This window comes from Streptomyces paromomycinus (assembly GCF_003865155.1).
Lineage (GTDB): Bacteria > Actinomycetota > Actinomycetes > Streptomycetales > Streptomycetaceae > Streptomyces > Streptomyces chrestomyceticus.
Map to the genome: position 1 here is coordinate 5466099 of NZ_BHZD01000001.1, position 22785 is coordinate 5488883.

Below are 22785 nucleotides of genomic sequence, written 5' to 3' on the forward strand. Positions count from 1 at the left end.
CTGGAAGCGAGTCCTAGGTATTCGTCGTCTCTTATCAGGGGCGGAAGTACGGGAATCTTCCGGGAAGTGCAGCGGGGTGCCTCAGCCAGGCGCCCGGTGGGTGTTCATCCCCCACGTTTTCCTTCTCGAAGGATCGCCGTTGCGGAGATCTGCGGGAAGGAAGGCGACACGCCCGACCGCGTGGGTCGGAGGCCGGTGGATGAACGGCAACGCACCGGGTCCCAGAGCGTTACGAGAGACAGGACTACGAAGTAGCCATGGCGGGACAGAAGATCCGCATCCGGCTCAAGGCCTACGACCACGAGGTCATCGACACGTCGGCGAAGAAGATCGTCGAGACGGTGACCCGTACTGGTGCGTCGGTCGCGGGCCCGGTGCCGCTCCCCACCGAGAAGAACGTGTACTGCGTCATCAAGTCGCCGCACAAGTACAAGGACTCGCGCGAGCACTTCGAGATGCGCACGCACAAGCGCCTGATCGACATTCTCGACCCGACGCCCAAGACCGTTGACTCGCTGATGCGCCTGGACCTTCCGGCCGGCGTTGACATCGAGATCAAGCTCTGAGAGGCGCAGTAGAGATGGCTAAGCAGATCAAGGGCATCCTGGGCGAGAAGCTCGGCATGACCCAGGTCTGGGACGAGAACAACCGTGTCGTCCCGGTCACTGTGGTCAAGGCCGGCCCCTGCGTCGTTACCCAGGTGCGCACCAATGACCAGGACGGCTACGACTCCGTCCAGATCGCCTTCGGCGAGATCGACCCGCGCAAGGTGAACAAGCCCCTCAAGGGCCACTTCGCGAAGGCCGACGTCACCCCCCGCCGTCACCTCGTCGAGGTCCGTACCACTGACGCCAGTGAGTACACCCTCGGCCAGGAGCTGACCGCCGAGACCTTCGAGTCGGGCGTCAAGGTGGACGTGACCGGCAAGAGCAAGGGCAAGGGCTTCGCCGGTGTCATGAAGCGTCACGGCTTCCACGGCGGCAAGGCTTCGCACGGTGCCCACCGCGTGCACCGCAAGCCGGGCTCCATCGGTGGCTGCGCCACCCCGGGCCGCGTGTTCAAGGGCATGCGGATGGCCGGCCGTATGGGCAACGAGCGGGTCACCACCCAGAACCTGACCGTCCATGCCGTTGACGCGGAGAAGGGTCTGCTGCTCATCAAGGGCGCAGTTCCTGGTCCGAACGGCGGCCTCGTCCTGGTCCGTACCGCGGCCAAGGGGGCCTGAGGTAACCGATGAGCACCATTGACATCCTTTCGCCGGCAGGCGACAAGGCCGGGACCGTCGAGCTCCCCACGGAGATCTTCGACGCGAAGGTCAGCGTTCCGCTGATCCACCAGGTCGTTGTCGCGCAGCTGGCCGCGGCCCGTCAGGGCACGCACAAGACCAAGACCCGTGGCGAGGTCCGCGGCGGTGGCAAGAAGCCGTACCGCCAGAAGGGCACCGGCCGCGCGCGCCAGGGTTCGACCCGTGCGCCGCAGTTCGCCGGCGGTGGCGTCGTGCACGGTCCCGTGCCGCGTGACTACTCGCAGCGGACCCCGAAGAAGATGAAGGCCGCCGCCCTGCGCGGTGCCCTCACCGACCGGGCCCGCAACAGCCGCATCCACGTCGTCTCCGGCGTGGTCGAGGGCGAGGTCTCCACGAAGGCCGCCAAGGCTCTCCTCGGCAAGATCAGCGAGCGCAAGCACGTGCTGCTGGTCGCCGAGCGCGCCGACCAGGCCGCGTGGCTCTCCGCCCGCAACCTGCCCCAGGTCCACATCCTGGAGCCGGGCCAGCTGAACACGTACGACGTGCTCGTCTCCGACGACGTGGTCTTCACCAAGGCCGCCTTCGAGTCCTTCGTGGCTGGTCCCAAGGCCGCTGAGCTCGAAGGGAGCGCCGCCTGATGACTGAGGCGACCGTTACCAGCAAGTCCTTCTCGGACCCGCGCGACCTTCTGGTCAAGCCGGTCGTCTCCGAGAAGAGCTACGCGCTGCTGGACGAGAACAAGTACACGTTCATCGTCGACCCGCGTGCGAACAAGACCCAGATCAAGCAGGCCGTCGAGGCGGTCTTCTCGGTCAAGGTCACCGGGGTCAACACGATCAACCGCCAGGGCAAGCGCAAGCGCACCCGCACCGGTTTCGGTAAGCGCGCCAACACCAAGCGCGCCATCGTGACCCTCGCCGAGGGCGACCGTATCGACATCTTCGGCGGCCCGGTCTCCTAACGGAGTCCGAGTCGTCCGGAATCGGACGAGGACTGAGAAATGGGTATCCGCAAGTACAAGCCGACGACCCCGGGCCGTCGTGGCTCCAGCGTCGCCGACTTTGTCGAGATCACGCGGTCCACGCCGGAGAAGTCGCTGGTCCGCCCGCTGCACAGCAAGGGCGGCCGTAACAACGCCGGTCGTGTGACCGTTCGCCACCAGGGCGGTGGCCACAAGCGCGCCTACCGCGTGATCGACTTCCGTCGTCACGACAAGGACGGCGTGCCGGCCAAGGTCGCGCACATCGAGTACGACCCCAACCGCACCGCGCGCATCGCGCTGCTGCACTACGCAGACGGCGAGAAGCGCTACATCATCGCGCCGCGTGGCCTGGTGCAGGGTGCTCGGATTGAGAACGGCCAGGGCGCCGACATCAAGCCGGGCAACAACCTGCCGCTGCGCCACATCCCGGTCGGTACGACGATCCACGCCATCGAGCTGCGGCCCGGCGGCGGCGCGAAGTTCGCCCGCTCCGCGGGTGCCTCCGTGCAGCTGCTGGCGAAGGAGGGCTCCATGGCCCACCTTCGTATGCCGTCCGGTGAGATCCGCCTGGTCGACGTGCGCTGCCGCGCCACCGTCGGCGAGGTCGGCAACGCCGAGCAGTCGAACATCAACTGGGGCAAGGCCGGCCGTATGCGCTGGAAGGGCGTCCGCCCGACCGTGCGTGGTGTCGTGATGAACCCGGTCGACCACCCGCACGGTGGTGGTGAGGGCAAGACCTCCGGTGGTCGCCACCCGGTCTCGCCCTGGGGCCAGAAGGAGGGTCGTACGCGTTCGCCGAAGAAGGCTTCGAACAAGTACATCGTCCGCCGCCGCAAGACGAACAAGAAGCGCTAGGAGCGGGTTTAGATGCCGCGTAGTCTCAAGAAGGGGCCCTTCGTCGACGACCACCTGAGCAAGAAGGTGGACACGCAGAACGAAGCCGGCACCAAGAACGTCATCAAGACCTGGTCCCGCCGCTCCATGATCGTCCCGGCCATGCTCGGCCACACGATCGCGGTGCACGACGGCCGCAAGCACGTCCCGGTGTTCGTCACCGAGTCGATGGTCGGCCACAAGCTCGGCGAGTTTGCGCCGACCCGCACCTTCCGCGGCCACGAGAAGGACGACCGCAAGTCGCGTCGTCGCTGATCGGCGGAGTGCGAAGACTTATGACTGACACCGAAGGGACAACCATGGAAGCCAGGGCCCAGGCGCGGTACATCCGCGTCACGCCCATGAAGGCCCGCCGCGTGGTGGACCTTATCCGTGGCATGGATGCCACGGAGGCTCAGGCGGTCCTGCGTTTCGCCCCGCAGGCCGCGAGCGTGCCCGTCGGCAAGGTGCTGGACAGCGCCATTGCCAACGCGGCGCACAACTACGACCACACCGACGCCGGCAGCCTCTTCATTTCCGAGGCGTACGTCGACGAGGGTCCGACCCTGAAGCGGTTCCGGCCGCGTGCCCAGGGCCGTGCCTACCGGATCCGCAAGCGGACCAGCCACATCACCGTGGTCGTCAGCAGCAAGGAAGGAACCCGGTAATGGGCCAGAAGGTAAACCCGCACGGGTTCCGGCTCGGCATCACCACCGACTTCAAGTCGCGTTGGTACGCCGACAAGCTGTACAAGGACTACGTCAAGGAAGACGTCGCCATTCGTCGCATGATGACGAAGGGCATGGAGCGCGCCGGCATCTCGAAGGTGGAGATCGAGCGCACCCGTGAGCGCGTCCGCGTCGACATCCACACCGCTCGTCCGGGCATCGTCATCGGCCGCCGCGGCGCCGAGGCCGACCGCATCCGCGGCGAACTGGAGAAGCTGACCGGCAAGCAGGTCCAGCTGAACATCCTCGAGGTCAAGAACCCCGAGACCGATGCTCAGCTGGTGGCCCAGGCCGTCGCCGAGCAGCTGTCCTCCCGCGTCTCCTTCCGTCGCGCCATGCGCAAGAGCATGCAGTCGACGATGAAGGCCGGCGCCAAGGGCATCAAGATCCAGTGTGGTGGCCGTCTCGGCGGCGCCGAGATGTCGCGCTCGGAGTTCTACCGCGAGGGCCGCGTGCCCCTGCACACGCTCCGCGCCAACGTCGACTACGGCTTCTTCGAGGCCAAGACCACCTTCGGCCGTATCGGTGTGAAGGTCTGGATCTACAAGGGCGACGTCAAGAACATCGCCGAGGTCCGCGCCGAGAACGCCGCCGCCCGTGCGGGTAACCGCCCGGCCCGCGGTGGTGGCAACGACCGCCCGCGCCGCGGTGGCGAGCGCGGCGGCCGTGGCGGCCGCAAGCCGCAGCAGAACGCCGCTGCCGAGGCCCCCAAGGCCGAGGCCGCTGCCGCTGCTCCGGCTGCTGAGAGCACCGGAACGGAGGGCTGACCGACATGCTGATCCCTCGCAGGGTCAAGCACCGCAAGCAGCACCACCCGAAGCGCAACGGTATGGCCAAGGGTGGCACCGAGCTTGCCTTCGGTGAGTACGGCATTCAGGCCGTGACCCCCGCCTACGTGACGAACCGGCAGATCGAGTCCGCTCGTATCGCCATGACCCGTCACATCAAGCGTGGCGGCAAGGTCTGGATCAACATTTACCCGGACCGCCCGCTGACGAAGAAGCCGGCCGAGACCCGCATGGGTTCCGGTAAGGGTTCTCCGGAGTGGTGGGTCGCGAACGTCAAGCCCGGTCGGGTGATGTTCGAGCTGTCCTTCCCGAACGAAAAGGTTGCGAAGGAGGCGCTGACCCGCGCCGCCCACAAGCTTCCGATGAAGTGCCGCATCGTGCGGCGCGAGGCAGGTGAGTCGTGATGGCGGCCGGTACCAAGGCGACCGAGCTGCGCGAGCTGAACAACGAGGACCTCGTTGCGAAGCTCCGCGAGGCCAAGGAGGAGCTGTTCAACCTCCGCTTCCAGGCGGCGACCGGACAGCTCGAAAACCACGGCCGGCTGAAGGCCGTCCGCAAGGACATCGCCCGGATCTACACCCTGATGCGGGAGCGCGAGCTCGGCATCGAGACGGTGGAGAGCGCCTGATGAGCGAGAAGAATGTGACTGAGACGAACGAGCAGCGCGGCTTCCGCAAGACCCGCGAGGGTCTCGTCGTCAGCGACAAGATGGACAAGACCGTCGTCGTCGCTGTCGAGGACCGTGTCAAGCACGCGCTGTACGGCAAGGTCATCCGCCGTACGAACAAGCTCAAGGCGCACGACGAGCAGAACGCTGCCGGTGTCGGCGACCGCGTCCTCCTGATGGAGACGCGTCCGCTGTCGGCGAGCAAGCGCTGGCGCATCGTCGAGATCCTCGAGAAGGCCAAGTAAGGAATTTCCCGTTCGGGAATTCCGCTAGATACCGCCTGGGGGGTTTCCCCCAGGTCAGTTCCGCCAGGCTCGGCGGTGGGCCTCAGCAATGAGGCCCCCGCCGGGAACCGGCAGACGATCAGGAGATAGACGTGATCCAGCAGGAGTCGCGGCTTCGGGTCGCCGACAACACGGGTGCGAAGGAAATTCTCACCATCCGTGTTCTCGGTGGTTCGGGCCGCCGCTACGCGGGCATCGGTGACGTCATCGTCGCCACCGTCAAGGATGCGATCCCCGGTGGCAACGTGAAGAAGGGTGACGTCGTCAAGGCGGTCATCGTTCGCACCGTCAAGGAGCGCCGCCGTCCGGACGGCTCGTACATCCGCTTCGACGAGAACGCGGCCGTCATCCTCAAGAACGATGGCGACCCCCGCGGCACCCGCATCTTCGGCCCGGTGGGCCGGGAGCTGCGCGAGAAGAAGTTCATGAAGATCATCTCGCTCGCGCCGGAGGTGCTGTAACCGATGAAGATCAAGAAGGGCGACCTGGTCCAGATCATCACCGGCAAGGACAAGGGCAAGCAGGGCAAGGTCATCGCGGCCTTCCCCCGCGAGGACCGTGTCCTGGTCGAGGGTGTCAACCGGGTCAAGAAGCACACCAAGGCCGGTCAGACCGCTCGCGGCTCGAAGACCGGCGGCATCGTGACGACCGAGGCCCCCATCCACGTCAGCAACGTTCAGCTGGTCGTGGAGAAGGACGGCAACAAGGTCGTCACCCGCGTCGGGTACCGCTTCGACGAAGAGGGCAACAAGATCCGCGTTGCCAAGCGGACCGGTGAGGACATCTGATGACTGCCACCACCAACGCGCCGCGCCTCAAGCAGCGCTACCGCGAAGAGATCGCCGGGAAGCTGAAGGACGAGTTCTCCTACGAGAACGTCATGCAGATCCCCGGTCTGACCAAGATCGTGGTCAACATGGGTGTGGGCGACGCCGCCCGCGACTCCAAGCTGATCGAGGGTGCCATCAAGGACCTCACCACGATCACCGGCCAGAAGCCGGCCGTCACCAAGGCCCGTAAGTCCATCGCGCAGTTCAAGCTGCGCGAGGGCCAGCCGATCGGTGCCCACGTCACCCTCCGCGGTGACCGCATGTGGGAGTTCCTGGACCGCCTGCTGTCGCTCGCGCTGCCGCGCATCCGCGACTTCCGTGGTCTGTCCCCGAAGCAGTTCGACGGTCGGGGCAACTACACCTTCGGTCTCACGGAGCAGGTCATGTTCCACGAGATCGACCAGGACAAGATCGACCGGCAGCGGGGCATGGACATCACCGTGGTCACCACGGCGTCCAACGACGATGAGGGCCGCGCCCTGCTTCGTCACCTCGGCTTCCCGTTCAAGGAGAACTGACCGTGGCGAAGAAGGCTCTGATCGCTAAGGCGGCCCGCAAGCCGAAGTTCGCTGTGCGCGCGTACACGCGTTGCCAGCGCTGCGGCCGGCCGCACTCCGTGTACCGCAAGTTCGGCCTGTGCCGCGTGTGCCTCCGTGAGATGGCTCACCGTGGCGAGCTGCCGGGCGTGACCAAGAGCTCCTGGTAACACCCCCTCCCGCACGTCCGACCAGCGCCCTCACGGGCGCCCCGGCGGACGGCAGGAATCATGTGGGTGGTTCCGGAGTCTCTCGGTAAGCATCTGTTCGGCGGGGCCCCGCCCTTTGATCCCGTAGGGTAGAAGGGTTGGGCGCCCCGCCGCCCAGGAACGACTTACTACGCCGAAGGTCCCCGCGCCGCACCCGTCCCGACCCTGCTCGGGGAGAGGGATGGCGCATACAGGAAACCCCGGCGAGAGAGGCCGAAGGCCAATTCATGACCATGACTGACCCCATCGCAGACATGCTCACGCGTCTGCGTAACGCGAACTCGGCGTACCACGACACCGTCGTGATGCCGCACAGCAAGATCAAGTCGCACATCGCGGAGATCCTCCAGCAGGAGGGTTACATCACCGGCTGGAAGGTCGAGGACGCCGAGGTCGGCAAGAACCTCATCCTCGAGCTGAAGTTCGGTCCGAACCGCGAGCGCTCGATCGCCGGCATCAAGCGCATCTCGAAGCCGGGCCTGCGGGTCTACGCAAAGTCCACCAACCTGCCGAAGGTGCTCGGCGGCCTGGGCGTGGCGATCATCTCCACGTCGCACGGTCTCCTCACCGGTCAGCAGGCCAGCAAGAAGGGCGTAGGCGGAGAAGTTCTCGCCTACGTCTGGTAATTCGGGAACGGAGGAATAGCTAATGTCGCGTATTGGCAAGCTGCCCATCCAGGTTCCCGCTGGTGTGGACGTCACCATCGACGGTCGCACGGTCTCGGTGAAGGGTCCCAAGGGCTCCCTGCAGCACACCGTCGCCGCGCCCATCGAGGTCGCCAAGGGTGAGGACGGCTTCATCGCCGTCACCCGCCCGAACGACGAGCGTCAGAACAAGGCCCTGCACGGCCTGTCCCGCACGCTGGTGGCGAACATGATCACCGGCGTGACCCAGGGATTCAGCAAGGCGCTCGAGATCAGCGGTGTCGGTTACCGCGTCCAGGCGAAGGGCTCCAACCTGGAGTTCTCGCTCGGTTACAGCCACCCGATCCTGGTCGAGGCGCCCGAGGGCATCTCGTTCAAGGTCGAGTCCCCGACCAAGCTGAGCGTCGAGGGCATCGACAAGCAGAAGGTCGGCGAGGTCGCCGCGAACATCCGCAAGCTGCGCAAGCCCGACCCGTACAAGGCCAAGGGCGTCAAGTACGCCGGCGAGGTCATCCGCCGCAAGGTCGGAAAGGCTGGTAAGTAAGCCATGGCATACGGTGTGAAGGTCGCGAAGGGTGACGCCTACAAGCGCGCCGCCGCCAAGCGTCGCCACATCCGCATCCGCAAGCGGATTTCGGGTACGCCGGAGCGTCCGCGTCTGGTCGTGACGCGGTCCAACCGCGGTATCACCGCCCAGGTCATCGACGACATCAAGGGTCACACCCTGGCGTCGGCGTCGACCCTGGACGCGTCGATCCGCGGTGGCGAGGGCAACAAGACGGACCTGGCCAAGCAGGTCGGCTCCCTGGTCGCCGAGCGCGCCAAGGCCGCCGGTGTCGAGGCCGTCGTGTTCGACCGTGGTGGCAAGCAGTACGCCGGGCGGATTGCCGCTCTGGCCGACGCCGCCCGCGAAGCCGGGCTGAAGTTCTAAGCCCCGGTTCCGAGCTAGCGGACGTAACAGAGAGAGGTAAATCCAATGGCTGGACCCCAGCGCCGCGGGAGCGGTGCCGGTGGCGGCGAGCGGCGGGACCGTAAGGACCGGCGGGACGGCGGCGCAGCTGCCGAGAAGACCGCCTACGTCGAGCGTGTTGTCGCAATCAACCGCGTCGCCAAGGTTGTGAAGGGTGGTCGTCGCTTCAGCTTCACCGCGCTGGTCGTGGTGGGCGACGGTGACGGCACCGTGGGTGTCGGTTACGGCAAGGCCAAGGAGGTGCCGGCCGCCATCGCCAAGGGTGTGGAGGAGGCCAAGAAGCACTTCTTCAAGGTCCCCCGTATCGGTGGCACCATCCCGCACCCCATCCAGGGCGAAGAGGCCGCGGGCGTCGTCCTGCTCAAGCCGGCTTCCCCCGGTACCGGTGTGATCGCCGGTGGCCCGGTGCGTGCCGTGCTGGAGTGCGCGGGCATCCACGACGTGCTGAGCAAGTCGCTCGGTTCGTCGAACCCGATCAACATCGTGCACGCCACGGTGGCCGCTCTGCGGGGCCTGCAGCGCCCCGAGGAGATCGCCGCCCGCCGTGGTCTGCCGCTGGAGGACGTTGCTCCCGCCGCTCTGCTGCGGGCGCGTGCCGGGGTGAACGCGTAATGGCTTCGCTCAAGATCACGCAGACCAAGTCCATCATCGGCAGCAAGCAGAACCACCGCGACACCCTGCGTTCGCTCGGTCTCAAGAAGATCAACGACGTGGTTGTCAAGGAAGACCGCCCCGAGTACCGCGGCATGGTGCACACCGTCCGCCACCTCGTGACGGTCGAGGAGGTCGACTGACATGGCGGAGAACAACCCGCTGAAGGTCCACAACCTCCGTCCTGCCCCGGGCGCCAAGACCGCCAAGACCCGTGTGGGTCGTGGTGAGGCGTCCAAGGGTAAGACCGCAGGTCGTGGTACCAAGGGCACGAAGGCCCGTTACCAGGTTCCGGAGCGCTTCGAGGGTGGCCAGATGCCCCTCCACATGCGCCTCCCGAAGCTGAAGGGCTTCAAGAACCCCGCCCACAAGCAGTTCCAGGTCGTGAACCTGGACAAGCTGGCCGCGCTCTACCCGCAGGGTGGCGAGGTCACGGTGACCGACCTGGTCGCCAAGGGCGCGGTGCGCAAGAACGAGCTCGTCAAGGTCCTGGGCCAGGGCGAGATCTCCGTGGCGCTGACGGTGACGGTGGACTCCGTCTCCGGCTCCGCCAAGGAGAAGATCACCGCTGCCGGTGGCAGCGTCACCGAGCTCATCTGAGCTCAGTGAATCAACTGACCGGGGATGCCCACGTATTGGGGCATCCCCGGTTGGTCGTTCCAAGGGGGGCATGGTCGCCGGTAAGGTGGCGTGCACTGTTGCTGTATTTTCCGGGGGTTCTTCCCCTGGACCCCCACCGCGTGGGCTAATGTCCTGCGCGGTTTTGGCCGCTTTGTATTCGTCGATCCTCAAGACCGTCACCTCTCGCTCCAGAGGCGGGAGGCGCAGGAGGCACCGTGCTCACCGCGTTCGCCCGAGCGTTCAAGACGCCCGACCTGCGCAAGAAGCTGCTGTTCACGTTGGGCATTGTGCTCGTCTACCGGCTCGGAGCGCACGTTCCGGTGCCCGGGGTGAACTACTCCAATGTCGACACCTGCATGAAGCAGGCCGGCGCCAACGGCGGCCTCTTCGGCCTGGTGAACATGTTCAGCGGTGGTGCGCTGCTCCAGATCACGATCTTCGCGCTGGGGATCATGCCGTACATCACGGCAAGCATCATCCTCCAGCTGCTGACCGTGGTCATCCCCCGTCTGGAGGCCCTCAAGAAAGAGGGCCAGTCCGGACAGGCAAAGATCACTCAGTACACCCGGTACCTGACCGTCGCGCTGGCGGTCCTGCAGGGCACCGGCCTGGTCGCGACCGCCAAGAGCGGCGCGCTGTTCCAGGGCTGCCCGGTCGCCAGTGAGATCGTCCCGAGCGACACGATCTTCACGACCATCACCATGGTCATCACGATGACCGCCGGCACCGCCATGGTCATGTGGCTCGGTGAGCTGGTGACCGACCGCGGCATCGGCAACGGCATGTCGATCCTGATGTTCGTCGGTATCGCGGCCGGCTTCCCCGGCTCGCTGTGGCAGATCAAGATGTCCGGCAAGCTGGCCGACGGCTGGATCGAGTTCTTCGCCGTCATCGTCGTGGGTCTGGCCATGGTCGCCCTGGTCGTCTTCGTCGAGCAGGCCCAGCGGCGGATCCCCGTGCAGTACGCCAAGCGGATGATCGGACGTCGCTCGTACGGCGGTACGTCCACCTACATCCCGCTCAAGGTGAACCAGGCGGGTGTGATCCCCGTCATCTTCGCTTCGTCGCTGCTCTACATCCCGGCCCTGGTGGCACAGTTCAGCGGGTCGAAGGCCGGCTGGGCGACCTGGATCGAAACCAACTTCACCAAGGGCAACCACCCGGTCTACATCGTCACGTACTTCCTGCTGATCGTCTTCTTCGCGTTCTTCTACGTCGCCATCTCCTTCAACCCCGAAGAAGTTGCCGACAACATGAAGAAGTATGGTGGCTTCATCCCGGGGATCCGGGCCGGTCGCCCCACGGCCGAGTACCTCAGCTACGTGCTCAACCGGATCACGTGGCCGGGCTCGCTGTATCTGGGTCTGATCGCGCTGGTGCCCACCGTGGCGTTGGTGCTGTTCAAGGCCAACCAGAACTTCCCGTTCGGCGGGACGAGCATCCTGATCATCGTGGGTGTGGGTCTGGAGACCGTGAAGCAGATCGAGAGCCAGCTCCAGCAGCGCAACTACGAAGGGTTCCTCCGCTGATGCGAATCGTCCTCGTCGGGCCTCCTGGGGCAGGCAAGGGTACGCAGGCCGCGTACCTCGCCAAGAACCTCTCGATCCCGCACATCTCTACGGGCGACCTGTTCCGCGCCAACATCAGCCAGGGCACCGACCTGGGCAAAGAGGCCAAGTCCTACATGGACGCGGGCAACCTGGTCCCCGACTCGGTGACGATCGCGATGGCCGAGGACCGGATGGACCAGCCGGACGCCGAGGGCGGCTTCCTGCTGGACGGCTTCCCGCGCAACATCGGCCAGGCCGAGGCGCTGGACGCGTACCTCAAGGGCAAGGGCGTGAAGCTGGACGCCGTCCTGGACCTGGAGGTCCCGGAGGACGAGGTCGTCAAGCGGATCGCGGGCCGGCGGATCTGCCGCAACGACAGCAGCCACGTCTTCCACGTGGACTACCACAAGCCGAAGACCGAGGGCGTCTGCGACCTCTGCGGCGGCGACCTGTACCAGCGCGAGGACGACCGCGAGGACACCGTCCGCAAGCGGCTGGAGGTCTACCACACGGAGACCGAGCCGATCATCGACCACTACAAGGCGCAGGACCTGGTCGTCACGATCCCGGCCCTCGGCAAGGTGGACGAGGTCACCCAGCGCGCGATGGCCGCGCTGGACAAGGCCTGACAGGCACGAGAACCACGCATACGGCCGCGGTGCCCGGGCACGGGTGCCGCGGCCGTATCGTGTATGTGGCGGCCCGTGCGGCCGCAGCAGCGTCGTAGTAGTCGGTTTGAGGAAGGCGTCGGCCCCCATGGTGGAGATCAAGAACCCCGAGCAGATCGCGAAGATGCGCGAGGCGGGGCTGGTGGTCGCCGCCATCCACGCGGCCACCCGTGAGGTGGCGGTGCCCGGCGCCACCACCAAGGACCTGGACGACGCCGCGCGCAAGGTGCTGGCCGAGCACGGCGCCAAGTCGAACTTCCTCGGGTACGGCGGCTTCCCCGCGACGATCTGCACGTCGGTCAACGACGTCGTCGTCCACGGCATCCCCGACACCGAGACCGTGCTCGCCGACGGCGACATCATCTCCATCGACTGCGGCGCGATCATCGACGGCTGGCACGGCGACGCGGCCTACACCGCCTTCGTGGGCTCCGGTCACGCTCCGGAGCTGGTCGAGCTGAGCCGGGTGACCGAGGAGTCCATGTGGGCCGGCATCGCCGCCGTCCGCAAGGGCAACCGCCTGGTCGACATCTCCAAGGCGATCGAGGGCTACATCCGCCGCCAGCCGCGCCCGGCCAACGGCAAGTACGGCATCGTCGAGGACTACGGCGGCCACGGCATCGGCTCCGAGATGCACATGGACCCGCACCTGCTGAACTACGTCGACCGCAAGCGCGGCCGCGGCCCGAAGCTGGTCCCGGGCTTCTGCATCGCCATCGAGCCCATGGTCAACCTGGGTACGGCCAAGACCCATGTGCTGGCGGACGACTGGACGGTCAAGTCGAACGACGGCAGCTGGTCCTCGCACTGGGAGCACTCGGTCGCGCTGACCGAGCAGGGCCCGCTGGTGCTGACCGCCCCGGACGGCGGCAAGGCGAAGCTGGCCGAGCTGGGCATCGAGGCCGCGCCCGACCCGCTGGCCTGAGGCCCGCCCCCGGCCGGCGGTACGGGCCGGACCCGAGGCGTAACGATCACTGTCCGTGGGCAATAATCGTGGATTCGTCTTTTCGGGGTCACTGACGTAGACTGACGCGTCGGCTGTCGTGCATCCGTGTGCCTGTTTGCCGGGTACGCGTCCGTACGTAGTCGATCAAGGTAGCCGATTCGAAGGGCGAAGCGTGGCCAAGAAGCAAGGTGCCATCGAAATCGAGGGCACCGTGATCGAGTCCCTCCCGAACGCGATGTTCAAGGTGGAGCTTCAGAACGGTCACAAGGTCCTCGCGCACATCAGCGGCAAGATGCGGATGCACTACATCCGCATCCTTCCGGATGACCGGGTCGTCGTGGAGCTGTCTCCTTACGACCTGACGCGTGGCCGGATCGTCTACCGCTACAAGTAGATCTTGTCGACGCCCCCTCCCGTGGGGTGGCGGCACTGACCCGGAGAACCTCACACCCATGAAGGTCAAGCCGAGCGTCAAGAAGATCTGCGACAAGTGCAAGGTGATCCGCCGCCACGGCCGGGTCATGGTGATCTGCGACAACCTGCGCCACAAGCAGCGCCAGGGCTGACGCACGCCGACCTCTCTGCATTTCGCAGTATCTTCGCGCGACGCAAACGCACAGTAATACGTACATACGCAGACACCCGACCCCCGTGCCCGCTCACGTAGCGGACGCAGGGGACGACACCCCCGGCTCGGAGGCCGGGGACCCGGCTCGTAATGCTCCAGAGTCTTACGGGAACGGTGCTGCGGAAGACCTCCGAATACCTCAGGAGCCAATCAATGGCACGCCTCGCAGGCGTTGATCTCCCGCGCGACAAGCGCGTCGAGGTCGCCCTCACCTACGTCTTCGGCATCGGGCGCACCCTGTCGCAGCAGACCCTCGCCGCCACCGGCGTGAACCCGGACACCCGCGTTCGCGACCTGGCCGAGGAAGACCTGGTCAAGATCCGCGAGTACGTGGACAACAACCTCAAGACCGAGGGTGACCTCCGTCGCGAGATCCAGGCCGACATCCGCCGCAAGGTCGAGATCGGCTGCTACCAGGGTCTGCGTCACCGCCGCGGCCTGCCGGTGCACGGTCAGCGCACCAGCACGAACGCCCGTACCCGCAAGGGCCCGCGTCGCGCGATCGCCGGCAAGAAGAAGCCGGGCAAGAAGTAGTCCTCAGCGGACGCTCATCAGCGGTCTTCGCTGTAGGACCGACCACCTCCACCGGGAGTAATACATGCCTCCGAAGGGCCGTACGGCCGGCGCCAAGAAGGTGCGCCGCAAGGAGAAGAAGAACGTCGCCCACGGGCACGCTCACATCAAGAGCACGTTCAACAACACCATCGTCTCGATCACCGACCCCACGGGCAACGTGATCTCCTGGGCCTCGGCGGGCCACGTGGGCTTCAAGGGCTCGCGCAAGTCCACGCCGTTCGCCGCGCAGATGGCTGCCGAGTCGGCCGCCCGCCGCGCGCAGGAGCACGGCATGCGCAAGGTCGACGTCTTCGTCAAGGGTCCCGGCTCCGGCCGTGAGACCGCGATCCGCTCGCTCCAGGCCACCGGCCTGGAGGTCGGCTCGATCCAGGACGTCACCCCCACGCCGCACAACGGCTGCCGTCCCCCCAAGCGCCGTCGCGTCTGACGTCGCGCGGTCCGCACAGGGCCGCAGCCTGTCGGTCCGCGCTCCGGCGCGGGCCGTCACCAGGCACTTTTCGGGCGGTACGCCGCGACTCCTGGGAGCCGCGCCGTGCCGCCCGTACCCTTGTAGAAACCGCCGGGCCACCGTCCGGCGCAGCTGGCATCAAATAGCGGGTGCCACGACTGGAAGGCGAAAACACCTCATGCTGATCGCTCAGCGTCCCTCGCTGACCGAAGAGGTCGTCGACGAATACCGCTCGCGGTTCGTGATCGAGCCGCTGGAGCCGGGCTTCGGCTACACCCTCGGCAACTCCCTGCGTCGTACGCTCCTCTCCTCGATCCCGGGTGCGGCGGTCACGTCCATCCGCATCGACGGTGTCCTGCACGAGTTCACCACCGTGCCGGGCGTCAAGGAGGACGTCACCGACCTCATCCTGAACATCAAGCAGCTGGTCGTCTCCTCGGAGCACGACGAGCCGGTCGTGATGTACCTGCGCAAGCAGGGCCCCGGCCTGGTCACCGCCGCGGACATCGCCCCGCCGGCCGGTGTCGAGGTGCACAACCCCGACCTGGTCCTCGCCACCCTCAACGGCAAGGGCAAGCTGGAGATGGAGCTGACCGTCGAGCGCGGTCGCGGCTACGTCTCCGCCGTGCAGAACAAGCAGGTCGGCCAGGAGATCGGCCGGATCCCGGTCGACTCCATCTACAGCCCCGTGCTGAAGGTCACCTACAAGGTCGAGGCGACCCGTGTCGAGCAGCGCACCGACTTCGACAAGCTGATCGTCGACGTCGAGACCAAGCAGGCCATGCGTCCCCGTGACGCCATGGCGTCGGCCGGCAAGACCCTGGTCGAGCTGTTCGGTCTGGCGCGCGAGCTCAACATCGACGCCGAGGGCATCGACATGGGCCCGTCCCCCACGGACGCCGCCCTGGCCGCCGACCTGGCGCTGCCGATCGAGGAGCTGGAGCTCACCGTTCGGTCGTACAACTGCCTCAAGCGCGAGGGCATCCACTCCGTGGGTGAGCTCGTGGCCCGCTCCGAGGCCGACCTGCTCGACATCCGCAACTTCGGTGCGAAGTCGATCGACGAGGTCAAGGCGAAGCTGGCCGGCATGGGCCTGGCCCTGAAGGACTCGCCCCCCGGGTTCGACCCGACCGCCGCCGCTGACGCCTTCGGCGCCGACGACGACGCGGACGCGGGTTTCGTGGAGACCGAGCAGTACTGAGCCCGCCTGCGGCGGGTCGGCCGGGAACGGCGGCCCGCCGTACTGGGGGGCAGGCTTGATCGGCCCTGAGGCCTCGTCCTCAAGCGCCGGACGGGCTTGAAATGAAGAAACTTCCGCGGGGCACCCGCCCCCGGGAACTGACACCGGTACCTGATACGGCCGGTGCAGCAATGAAGGAGAAATACCATGCCGAAGCCCGCCAAGGGTGCCCGTCTGGGCGGCAGCGCGTCGCACGAGCGTGCGATGCTGCGCAACCTGGCCACCAGCCTCTTCGAGCACGGCCGGATCACGACGACCGAGGCCAAGGCCCGTCGGCTGCGTCCGTACGCCGAGCGTCTGGTGACGAAGGCGAAGAAGGGTGACCTTCACAACCGCCGCCAGGTCATGACGCTGATCTCGGACAAGAGCGTCGTGCACACGCTCTTCACGGAGATCGCGCCGCGCTTCTCGGAGCGTCCGGGTGGTTACACCCGTATCACCAAGATCGGCAACCGTCGTGGCGACAACGCCCCGATGGCCGTCATCGAGCTGGTCGAGGGCGAGATCGCCAAGAAGGCCACCGTTGCCGAGGCCGAGGCCGCGACCAAGCGCGCGGTGAAGGAGTCCGACGAGGCCGCCAAGGCCGAGGACACCAAGGGCGAGGCCGCCGAGGCCCCGGCCGAGGAGTCGAAGGACGCCTGAGCCTGATACAGGCCACCGGACGGGCCCGCTCCCCTCAGGGGGGCGGGCCCGTTCCGCTTGAGAGGATGCACGCGTGAGCGATGAAGTGGAGCCCGGGTTCGTACGGGTGCGGCTGGACCTTTCCTACGACGGGAAGGACTTCTCGGGCTGGGCCAAGCAGCGGTCGCGGCGCACGGTCCAGGAGGAGCTGGAGACCGCGCTGCGGACGGTGACGCGGTCGGCGGAGACGTACGAGCTGACCGTGGCGGGGCGGACGGACGCCGGGGTGCACGCGCGCGGGCAGGTGGCGCACGTGGACCTGCCGGAGGAGCTGTGGGCGGAGCATGCGGACAAGCTGCTGCGGCGGCTGGCCGGGCGGCTGCCCAAGGACGTACGGGTGTGGCGGGCGGCCGAGGCGCCGTACGGGTTCAACGCGCGGTTCTCGGCGATCTGGCGGCGGTACGCGTACCGGGTGACCGACCACCCGGGGGGCGTGGACCCGCTGCTGCGCGGCCATGTGCTGTGGCACGACTGGGACCTGGATGTCGACGCGATGAACGCGGCGTCGCAGGCGCTGCTGGGGGAGCACGATTTCGCCGCCTACTGCAAGCGGCGCGAGGGCGCGACGACGATCCGTACGCTCCAGACGCTGAGCTGGGTGCGGGACGCGGACGGGATCGTCACCGCGACGGTGAAGGCGGACGCCTTCTGCCACAACATGGTGCGGTCGCTGGTGGGCGCGCTGCTGTTCGTGGGGGACGGGCACCGGCCGGTGGAGTGGCCGGGCAAGGTGCTGGCGGCCGGGGTGCGGGACTCGGCGGTGCACGTCGTACGGCCGCACGGGCTGACCCTGGAAGAGGTCGGCTATCCGGCGGACGACCAGCTCATGGCCCGTAACAAGGAGGCGCGCAACAAGCGGACCCTGCCGGGGGGCGGCTGCTGCTGAGCCGCCCCGGGGCGGGGCGCGCGGGTGTCAGGACTGGGCGCGGGCAGCCTTGGCCGCCTGGTCCGTGCCGCGCTGCCAGATGCGGTGGAAGGCGTACTGGCCGCCGTCCTGCCCTATCTGGAGGGCCTTGGTGGACGCCTTGGTGACGGCCGAGCCGTCGAGGTTGCCGGCGATGGTGAAGTAGGCGTAGCGGCCGGTGGCGTTGGCGTACGTGGTGCAGGGCGAGCCCTGGCAGAAGGAGCCGACGCCGTCGCCCGGCAGCGGCGCGAGGCCGGGCTTGCCGGCGGCCTTGACCTTGAACGCGGCGGCCTTGGAGTCGAAGACCGCGACGCCGACGGTGACCGCCACGCCGTCCTTGGCGTAGGTGGCGCGCAGCAGCTTCTTGCAGCCGTTGTGCTTGAGCACCGCGCCGAGGGCGCCGTAGGTGCCGGCCGTGCAGTCGTCGGTGGCGGCGGTGCTGCGGCGGGGGTAGCTGTTCTTGCCGAGGACCATGTTCTGGTCGGGGAAGAGGCCGGCGGGGGTGAGGGCGGCGGTGTCCTTCTTGGGGTCGGTGATGTAGTCCCGCGGGTTCGGCGGCGGCGGGACGGAGACCTCGGAGAAGGACGGTTCGGGGGCCGCTGACTCGGTCGGCAGGGTCACCGGGCGCGGCAGGTCGCCGCCCTTGTTGCTGGTGATCACGGCGGTGGCGACGATGCCGGCCACGGCCGCGGTGGCCAGCGCTCCGCCGCCGATGAGGAGCCAGCGTCTGCGGCGGCCGCGCGCCTCGCTCTCGTCGGCGAGCGCGTCCCAGTCAGGAGTCGAGGAGTCCGGTCCCCCAGGGCCGAACGGCCCGCCATTCCCAAAGCTCATGCCGCGCATCCTAAACCGGTTGGTGGAACGCGCGGCGGGCGGAGACAATCCGGGGCTATGGGACACGTGGAGGCCGGGCATCTGGAGTACTACCTGCCGGACGGGCGGGTGCTGTTGGACGACGTGTCCTTCAGGGTCGGCGAGGGCGCCTCGGTGGCCCTGGTCGGCGCGAACGGGACGGGCAAGACGACGCTGCTGCGGCTGATCGCGGGGGAGCTGCAGCCGCACGGCGGTGCGGTGACCGTGAGCGGCGGGCTGGGGGTGATGCCCCAGTTCGTGGGTTCCGTGAGGGACGAGCGGACCGTGCGTGACCTGCTGGTGTCGGTGGCGCAGCCGCGGATCAGGGAGGCCGCCGCGGCGGTGGACGCCGCCGAGGACGCCGTCATGACCGTCGACGACGAGGCCGCGCAGATGCGGTACGCGCAGGCGCTCAGCGACTGGGCCGAAGCGCGCGGGTACGAGGCCGAGACGGTGTGGGACATGTGCACCATGGCCGCGCTGGGCGTCCCGTACGAGAAGGCGCAGTGGCGGCAGGTGCGCACGCTCAGCGGCGGCGAGCAGAAGCGGCTGGTGCTGGAGTCGCTGCTGCGCGGCACCGACGAGGTGCTGCTGCTGGACGAGCCGGACAACTACCTGGACGTGCCGGGCAAGCGCTGGCTGGAGGAGCGGCTGCGCGAGACGAAGAAAACGGTGCTGTTCGTCAGCCACGACCGGGAGCTGCTGGCCCGCTCCGCTGAGAAGATCGTCAGCGTCGAGCCGGGGCCCGCCGGGTCGGACGTGTGGGTGCACGGCGGCGGCTTCGGCACGTACCACCAGGCACGCAAGGAGCGCTTCGCCCGCTTCGAGGAGCTGCGGCGGCGCTGGGACGAGAAGCACGCGCAGCTGAAGAAGCTGGTGCGCAACCTGCGGCAGGCCGCGGAGATCAGCCACGAGCTGGCCACCCGGTACCACGCCGCACAGACCCGGCTGCGCAAGTTCGAGGAGGCCGGGCCGCCGCCGGAGCCGCCGCGCGAGCAGGAGATCACCATGCGGCTCAAGGGCGGCCGTACCGGTGTACGGGCGGTGACCTGCGAGAACCTTGAGCTGACCGGGCTGATGAAGCCGTTCGACCTGGAGGTCTTCTACGGGGAGCGGGTCGCGGTGCTGGGGTCGAACGGCTCCGGGAAGTCGCACTTCCTGCGGCTGCTCGCCGGGGACCCCGAGAATCCTGTGGCGCACACGGGCGCCTGGAAGCTGGGTGCCCGCGTCGTCCCCGGTCACTTCGCGCAGACCCACGCCCACCCGGAGCTGGAGGGGCGCACCCTTCTGGACATCCTGTGGACGGAACACGCCAAGGACCGGGGCAAGGCGATGAGCGCGCTGCGCCGGTACGAGCTGGAGCGCCAGGCCGAGCAGCGCTTCGACCGGCTGTCGGGCGGCCAGCAGGCGCGTTTCCAGATCCTGCTGCTGGAGCTGGCGGGGACGACCGCTCTGCTGCTGGACGAGCCGACCGACAACCTCGACCTGGAGAGCGCGGAGGCCCTTCAGGAGGGGCTGGAGGCGTACGAGGGGACAGTCTTGGCGGTGACGCACGACCGCTGGTTCGCGCGGTCCTTCGACCGGTACCTGGTCTTCGGCGCGGACGGGCGGGTGCGGGAGACGGCGGAGCCGGTGTGGGACGAGCGCAGGGTGGAGCGGAAGCGGTAGCTCCGGGTCATCGCTTGGACGCGTGCAGTGGTGGGGCCGTGGGGGCGGCTCTTAGATGGACGCATGAGCGCGGAGAAGACGGGCCTGGCGGGTGCCGGCGAGGTCCGGGACGCGGTGCGGCCCGCGGACCCGCCGGTCGTCGGGTGGCTGCTCGGGCGGGCCCCGTGGCCCCTGTGGGCGGTGGCCGCCGCCCTGATGGGAGCGGTGATCTTCCATGTCCAGCGGCACAGTCCCACCGTCGGCATGGACAACGACTTCGTCGTGAAGGCGGCGCGGGCGCTGCTGGCCGGTGACGCTCCGTACGCCGACAAGCGGTTCCTGTATCTGCCGAGCGCGGTGCTGGCGGCAGTGCCCGAGGCGCTGCTGTCCGCCGGGAAGCTGCGGCTGCTGGTGCCGGTGGCGGGGGTGGGGCTGGTGCTGCTGGGGTGGCTCGCCTCGCTGCGGATCTTCCGGGTTCCCGTACGGAGCCGGCTTGCGGCGCTCGGCGTGGTGGCCTTGGCGTTCTTCGAGCCGTTCCGCAACGTCGTGAACATCGGGAACTGGACGCTGGCCTCCGTGGTGGCACTGCCCGTGATGCTGCTGCTGGCGCTGCGCTCCCGGTGGATCGCCGCGGGCGCGGTCCTGGGGCTCGCGCTGGCCGTCAAGCCGATGCTGGCGCCGCTGCTGCTGCTCCTGGTCCTCGCGCGGCGGTGGCGGGCGCTCGCGGCGGCGGTGGCGGTGCCGGTCGCGGCGTCCGTGCTGGCGGCGCTGGTGATGCCACGGCCGGGCATGTTCTTCACCCGTACGCTGCCGTTCCTGCTGCACGGCCAGGACAGCTTCGCCCGCCCGTTCGACGCCTCGCCCGGCATGATCCTCACCCGGCTGGGGGTGCCCGAGACCGCGGCGTACGGCGTGGCGGCGGTGGCGGCGGTCGCGGGGACGGGCTGCGCGTGGCTGCGGTGGCGGCGCTGCGATCCGGGCGCGCAGCGGCTGGTGGAGACGGCCGCGATGCTGATGCTGGCGGCCTTCCTGGTGTCCCGGCCGTCCTTCGACCACTACCTGCTGGTGGTGCTGCCGCCGCTGGTGGCCTCCGTGGTGCTGCCGGGCTCGGCGGCCCGTACGGTCTGGTTCTGGATCGCCCTGGTGCCGCAGATCAGCGGGCTCCCCTGGCCGCATCTGGAGGGACTGCACCGGCGGGCCTTCAAGGACACGGTGATGCTGTGCACGGTGGCCGCCGTGCTGGCCTGGACCTGCGTGCGGCCGCGGGTACTGCGGGCGGTGGCTATCATGCCCGTGGGGCCCGAGGGCACGGATCGTACGCCGGTTCGGGACGTGTTTTGACCCGGCTGGGGGCGGCCCGGTATTCTGCCAGTTCGTTATGCGTATTGGCTTGCTCTATCTCACGTGAGGGGCCCTTACGCCGGTCCACCGGGCCGATGACCAGCGGCAGGAACCCGGGTTGCGTCACCCGCGGGGCCGCCAGTGCTGGAGATCGACTGTGGTGACCAGTACAGGACCCTATTCACTGAAGAAGCGAAGGCTAACCGTGCGTACGTTCAGCCCCAAGCCCGGCGATGTCCAGCGCCAGTGGCACATCATTGACGCGCAGGACGTTGTCCTGGGCCGTCTGGCCTCGCAGGCCGCGTCCCTCCTGAGGGGCAAGCACAAGCCGGTGTACGCGCCGCACGTCGACACCGGTGACTTCGTCATCATCGTCAACGCCGACAAGGTGCACCTGTCCGGCAACAAGCGCAGCCAGAAGATGGCCTACCGCCACTCCGGCTTCCCGGGCGGTCTGCGCTCGGTGCGCTACGACGAGCTCCTCGACAAGAACCCCGAGAAGGCTGTCGAGAAGGCCGTCAAGGGCATGCTCCCCAAGAACACCCTGGGCCGTCAGATGCTCTCGAAGCTGAAGGTCTACGCGGGCGCCGAGCACCCGCACGCTGCGCAGCAGCCGGTCCCGTTCGAGATCACCCAGGTCGCGCAGTAAGTCCGGCCACCCCCTAAGACGAAGAGAATCTGAGGAGAATCGTGGCTGAGACCACCCCCGAGACCCCGCTGGACGAGGTCGAGGAGTACACCACCGAGACCGAGGTTCCGCTGGAGGGTGAGTACACCTCCGAGTCGCTCGCGTCGCGCTTCGGTGACCCGCAGCCGGCCGCCGGCCTGGGCCGTCGCAAGAACGCCATCGCCCGCGTGCGGATCATCCCCGGCTCCGGCCAGTGGAAGATCAACGGCCGCACCCTTGAGGGTTACTTCCCGAACAAGGTGCACCAGCAGGAAGTCAACGAGCCCTTCAAGGTGCTCGAACTGGACAACCGCTACGACGTGGTCGCCCGCATCTCCGGCGGCGGCATCTCCGGCCAGGCCGGTGCGCTGCGCCTGGGTGTGGCCCGTGCGCTGAACGAGGCGGACGAGGACAACAACCGCGGCCCGCTGAAGAAGGCCGGCTTCCTCAAGCGCGACGACCGTGCGGTCGAGCGCAAGAAGGCCGGTCTGAAGAAGGCCCGCAAGGCCCCGCAGTACAGCAAGCGCTAATTGCCGCTCGGCTGCTCGCGCGGCTCTTGGCGAACGCCCCGGTGGCACGATCCGTGCTGCCGGGGCGTTCGGCTATCCGGG

General features: G+C 67.8%; 36 protein-coding genes. 35 read left to right on the forward strand and 1 reads right to left on the reverse strand.

All coding sequences use genetic code 11. From position 1 onward, the window contains the following. Nucleotides 1–257 precede the first annotated feature (257 nt). The 31 genes from rpsJ (at nt 258) to truA (ending at nt 17652) form a co-directional block, all read left to right on the forward strand. Nucleotides 258–566: a 30S ribosomal protein S10 gene (gene rpsJ, locus OEIGOIKO_RS23235; RefSeq protein ID WP_004571821.1), complete on the forward strand. Its 309-nt coding sequence runs from the start codon at nt 258–260 to the stop codon at nt 564–566. Between the two features lie 14 nt (nt 567–580). Beyond that, nucleotides 581–1225, forward strand: a complete 645-nt coding sequence (gene rplC, locus OEIGOIKO_RS23240; protein WP_030016992.1) for a 50S ribosomal protein L3 — start codon at nt 581–583, stop codon at nt 1223–1225. 8 nt (nt 1226–1233) lie between these two features. Then, nucleotides 1234–1884 (forward strand): 50S ribosomal protein L4, encoded by a 651-nt coding sequence (rplD, locus tag OEIGOIKO_RS23245; RefSeq protein WP_031003042.1) that lies wholly within the window; start codon nt 1234–1236, stop codon nt 1882–1884. Continuing rightward, nucleotides 1884–2207: a 50S ribosomal protein L23 gene (rplW, locus tag OEIGOIKO_RS23250; RefSeq protein ID WP_030016990.1), complete on the forward strand. Its 324-nt coding sequence runs from the start codon at nt 1884–1886 to the stop codon at nt 2205–2207. Before rplD ends, rplW begins: the two co-directional genes overlap by 1 nt. 39 nt (nt 2208–2246) lie before the next feature. Further along, on the forward strand, nt 2247–3083 hold the full coding sequence (rplB, locus tag OEIGOIKO_RS23255) for a 50S ribosomal protein L2 (RefSeq protein WP_030016989.1): 837 nt from the start codon (nt 2247–2249) through the stop codon (nt 3081–3083). A 12-nt stretch (nt 3084–3095) separates the two neighbouring features. Further along, on the forward strand, nt 3096–3377 hold the full coding sequence (gene rpsS / locus OEIGOIKO_RS23260; RefSeq protein WP_030016988.1) for a 30S ribosomal protein S19: 282 nt from the start codon (nt 3096–3098) through the stop codon (nt 3375–3377). 44 nt (nt 3378–3421) lie between these two features. Beyond that, a complete protein-coding gene (gene rplV, locus OEIGOIKO_RS23265) occupies nt 3422–3769 on the forward strand; it encodes a 50S ribosomal protein L22 (protein ID WP_032926743.1) in 348 nt (115 codons plus the stop codon). Beyond that, nucleotides 3769–4596, forward strand: a complete 828-nt coding sequence (gene rpsC, locus OEIGOIKO_RS23270; protein ID WP_004571828.1) for a 30S ribosomal protein S3 — start codon at nt 3769–3771, stop codon at nt 4594–4596. Before rplV ends, rpsC begins: the two co-directional genes overlap by 1 nt. A gap of 5 nt (nt 4597–4601) precedes the next feature. Next, a complete protein-coding gene (gene rplP / locus OEIGOIKO_RS23275; RefSeq protein ID WP_004571829.1) occupies nt 4602–5021 on the forward strand; it encodes a 50S ribosomal protein L16 in 420 nt (139 codons plus the stop codon). Then, nucleotides 5021–5245: a 50S ribosomal protein L29 gene (rpmC, locus tag OEIGOIKO_RS23280; RefSeq protein ID WP_004950453.1), complete on the forward strand. Its 225-nt coding sequence runs from the start codon at nt 5021–5023 to the stop codon at nt 5243–5245. The genes rplP and rpmC overlap by 1 nt, the downstream gene beginning before the upstream one ends. Then, nucleotides 5245–5529: a 30S ribosomal protein S17 gene (gene rpsQ / locus OEIGOIKO_RS23285; protein WP_004571831.1), complete on the forward strand. Its 285-nt coding sequence runs from the start codon at nt 5245–5247 to the stop codon at nt 5527–5529. Before rpmC ends, rpsQ begins: the two co-directional genes overlap by 1 nt. 131 nt (nt 5530–5660) lie before the next feature. Next, on the forward strand, nt 5661–6029 hold the full coding sequence (rplN, locus tag OEIGOIKO_RS23290) for a 50S ribosomal protein L14 (protein ID WP_003974257.1): 369 nt from the start codon (nt 5661–5663) through the stop codon (nt 6027–6029). Nucleotides 6030–6032: 3 nt separating this feature from the next. Beyond that, nucleotides 6033–6356: a 50S ribosomal protein L24 gene (gene rplX / locus OEIGOIKO_RS23295; RefSeq protein ID WP_031003050.1), complete on the forward strand. Its 324-nt coding sequence runs from the start codon at nt 6033–6035 to the stop codon at nt 6354–6356. Then, nucleotides 6356–6916: a 50S ribosomal protein L5 gene (gene rplE / locus OEIGOIKO_RS23300; RefSeq protein WP_030016984.1), complete on the forward strand. Its 561-nt coding sequence runs from the start codon at nt 6356–6358 to the stop codon at nt 6914–6916. Before rplX ends, rplE begins: the two co-directional genes overlap by 1 nt. A gap of 2 nt (nt 6917–6918) precedes the next feature. Next, nucleotides 6919–7104 carry a type Z 30S ribosomal protein S14 gene (locus OEIGOIKO_RS23305; RefSeq protein WP_004571834.1) on the forward strand — a complete coding sequence of 62 codons (186 nt, stop codon included), beginning with the start codon at nt 6919–6921 and terminating at the stop codon, nt 7102–7104. Between the two features lie 266 nt (nt 7105–7370). Then, the gene (gene rpsH, locus OEIGOIKO_RS23315; protein WP_004571835.1) at nt 7371–7769 is read left to right on the forward strand and encodes a 30S ribosomal protein S8; all 399 of its coding nucleotides are present in this window, start codon (nt 7371–7373) and stop codon (nt 7767–7769) included. A gap of 22 nt (nt 7770–7791) precedes the next feature. Continuing rightward, on the forward strand, nt 7792–8331 hold the full coding sequence (rplF, locus tag OEIGOIKO_RS23320; protein ID WP_030016983.1) for a 50S ribosomal protein L6: 540 nt from the start codon (nt 7792–7794) through the stop codon (nt 8329–8331). Nucleotides 8332–8334: 3 nt separating this feature from the next. Further along, nucleotides 8335–8718: a 50S ribosomal protein L18 gene (gene rplR / locus OEIGOIKO_RS23325; RefSeq protein ID WP_030375637.1), complete on the forward strand. Its 384-nt coding sequence runs from the start codon at nt 8335–8337 to the stop codon at nt 8716–8718. A 45-nt stretch (nt 8719–8763) separates the two neighbouring features. Then, entirely contained in the window at nt 8764–9369 is a 606-nt protein-coding gene (gene rpsE, locus OEIGOIKO_RS23330; RefSeq protein ID WP_031003053.1) for a 30S ribosomal protein S5, read from the forward strand. Next, nucleotides 9369–9551 (forward strand): 50S ribosomal protein L30, encoded by a 183-nt coding sequence (rpmD, locus tag OEIGOIKO_RS23335; RefSeq protein WP_030016980.1) that lies wholly within the window; start codon nt 9369–9371, stop codon nt 9549–9551. Before rpsE ends, rpmD begins: the two co-directional genes overlap by 1 nt. 1 nt (nt 9552) lies before the next feature. Further along, nucleotides 9553–10008 carry a 50S ribosomal protein L15 gene (gene rplO, locus OEIGOIKO_RS23340; protein ID WP_030016979.1) on the forward strand — a complete coding sequence of 152 codons (456 nt, stop codon included), beginning with the start codon at nt 9553–9555 and terminating at the stop codon, nt 10006–10008. 236 nt (nt 10009–10244) lie between these two features. Next, nucleotides 10245–11558, forward strand: a complete 1314-nt coding sequence (gene secY / locus OEIGOIKO_RS23345) for a preprotein translocase subunit SecY (RefSeq protein WP_125046327.1) — start codon at nt 10245–10247, stop codon at nt 11556–11558. Further along, nucleotides 11558–12208 carry an adenylate kinase gene (locus OEIGOIKO_RS23350; RefSeq protein WP_125046328.1) on the forward strand — a complete coding sequence of 217 codons (651 nt, stop codon included), beginning with the start codon at nt 11558–11560 and terminating at the stop codon, nt 12206–12208. The genes secY and OEIGOIKO_RS23350 overlap by 1 nt, the downstream gene beginning before the upstream one ends. Before the next feature lie 127 nt (nt 12209–12335). After that, nucleotides 12336–13172 carry a type I methionyl aminopeptidase gene (map, locus tag OEIGOIKO_RS23355; RefSeq protein WP_125055657.1) on the forward strand — a complete coding sequence of 279 codons (837 nt, stop codon included), beginning with the start codon at nt 12336–12338 and terminating at the stop codon, nt 13170–13172. Nucleotides 13173–13365: 193 nt separating this feature from the next. Next, complete coding sequence (gene infA, locus OEIGOIKO_RS23360; protein WP_003956442.1) at nt 13366–13587, forward strand: translation initiation factor IF-1; 222 nt, start codon at nt 13366–13368, stop codon at nt 13585–13587. Nucleotides 13588–13645: 58 nt separating this feature from the next. After that, nucleotides 13646–13759 (forward strand): 50S ribosomal protein L36, encoded by a 114-nt coding sequence (rpmJ, locus tag OEIGOIKO_RS23365; protein ID WP_003956441.1) that lies wholly within the window; start codon nt 13646–13648, stop codon nt 13757–13759. A gap of 215 nt (nt 13760–13974) precedes the next feature. Further along, the gene (gene rpsM, locus OEIGOIKO_RS23370; RefSeq protein WP_004571844.1) at nt 13975–14355 is read left to right on the forward strand and encodes a 30S ribosomal protein S13; all 381 of its coding nucleotides are present in this window, start codon (nt 13975–13977) and stop codon (nt 14353–14355) included. A 64-nt stretch (nt 14356–14419) separates the two neighbouring features. Next, a complete protein-coding gene (rpsK, locus tag OEIGOIKO_RS23375) occupies nt 14420–14824 on the forward strand; it encodes a 30S ribosomal protein S11 (protein ID WP_004571845.1) in 405 nt (134 codons plus the stop codon). Between the two features lie 199 nt (nt 14825–15023). Further along, nucleotides 15024–16046 (forward strand): DNA-directed RNA polymerase subunit alpha, encoded by a 1023-nt coding sequence (locus tag OEIGOIKO_RS23380; RefSeq protein WP_003956430.1) that lies wholly within the window; start codon nt 15024–15026, stop codon nt 16044–16046. Nucleotides 16047–16232: 186 nt separating this feature from the next. Then, complete coding sequence (gene rplQ / locus OEIGOIKO_RS23385; RefSeq protein WP_125055658.1) at nt 16233–16727, forward strand: 50S ribosomal protein L17; 495 nt, start codon at nt 16233–16235, stop codon at nt 16725–16727. A 73-nt stretch (nt 16728–16800) separates the two neighbouring features. Further along, nucleotides 16801–17652 carry a tRNA pseudouridine(38-40) synthase TruA gene (gene truA / locus OEIGOIKO_RS23390; RefSeq protein ID WP_125055659.1) on the forward strand — a complete coding sequence of 284 codons (852 nt, stop codon included), beginning with the start codon at nt 16801–16803 and terminating at the stop codon, nt 17650–17652. A 27-nt stretch (nt 17653–17679) separates the two neighbouring features. On the opposite strand, the gene OEIGOIKO_RS23395 is transcribed toward truA, so the two are convergent. After that, on the reverse strand, nt 17680–18501 hold the full coding sequence (locus tag OEIGOIKO_RS23395; protein WP_170251820.1) for a hypothetical protein: 822 nt from the start codon (nt 18499–18501) through the stop codon (nt 17680–17682). 57 nt (nt 18502–18558) lie between these two features. On the opposite strand from OEIGOIKO_RS23395, the gene OEIGOIKO_RS23400 reads away from it, so the two are divergent. From OEIGOIKO_RS23400 to rpsI, 4 genes are all read left to right on the forward strand, one after another. Next, complete coding sequence (locus OEIGOIKO_RS23400) at nt 18559–20187, forward strand: ABC-F family ATP-binding cassette domain-containing protein (RefSeq protein WP_125055661.1); 1629 nt, start codon at nt 18559–18561, stop codon at nt 20185–20187. 63 nt (nt 20188–20250) lie between these two features. Then, the gene (locus tag OEIGOIKO_RS23405) at nt 20251–21507 is read left to right on the forward strand and encodes a glycosyltransferase family 87 protein (RefSeq protein ID WP_125055662.1); all 1257 of its coding nucleotides are present in this window, start codon (nt 20251–20253) and stop codon (nt 21505–21507) included. A 205-nt stretch (nt 21508–21712) separates the two neighbouring features. After that, complete coding sequence (gene rplM / locus OEIGOIKO_RS23410) at nt 21713–22156, forward strand: 50S ribosomal protein L13 (RefSeq protein ID WP_031003068.1); 444 nt, start codon at nt 21713–21715, stop codon at nt 22154–22156. A 41-nt stretch (nt 22157–22197) separates the two neighbouring features. Further along, complete coding sequence (gene rpsI, locus OEIGOIKO_RS23415; protein ID WP_030016969.1) at nt 22198–22704, forward strand: 30S ribosomal protein S9; 507 nt, start codon at nt 22198–22200, stop codon at nt 22702–22704. The last annotated feature ends 81 nt before the right edge of the window (nt 22705–22785 follow it).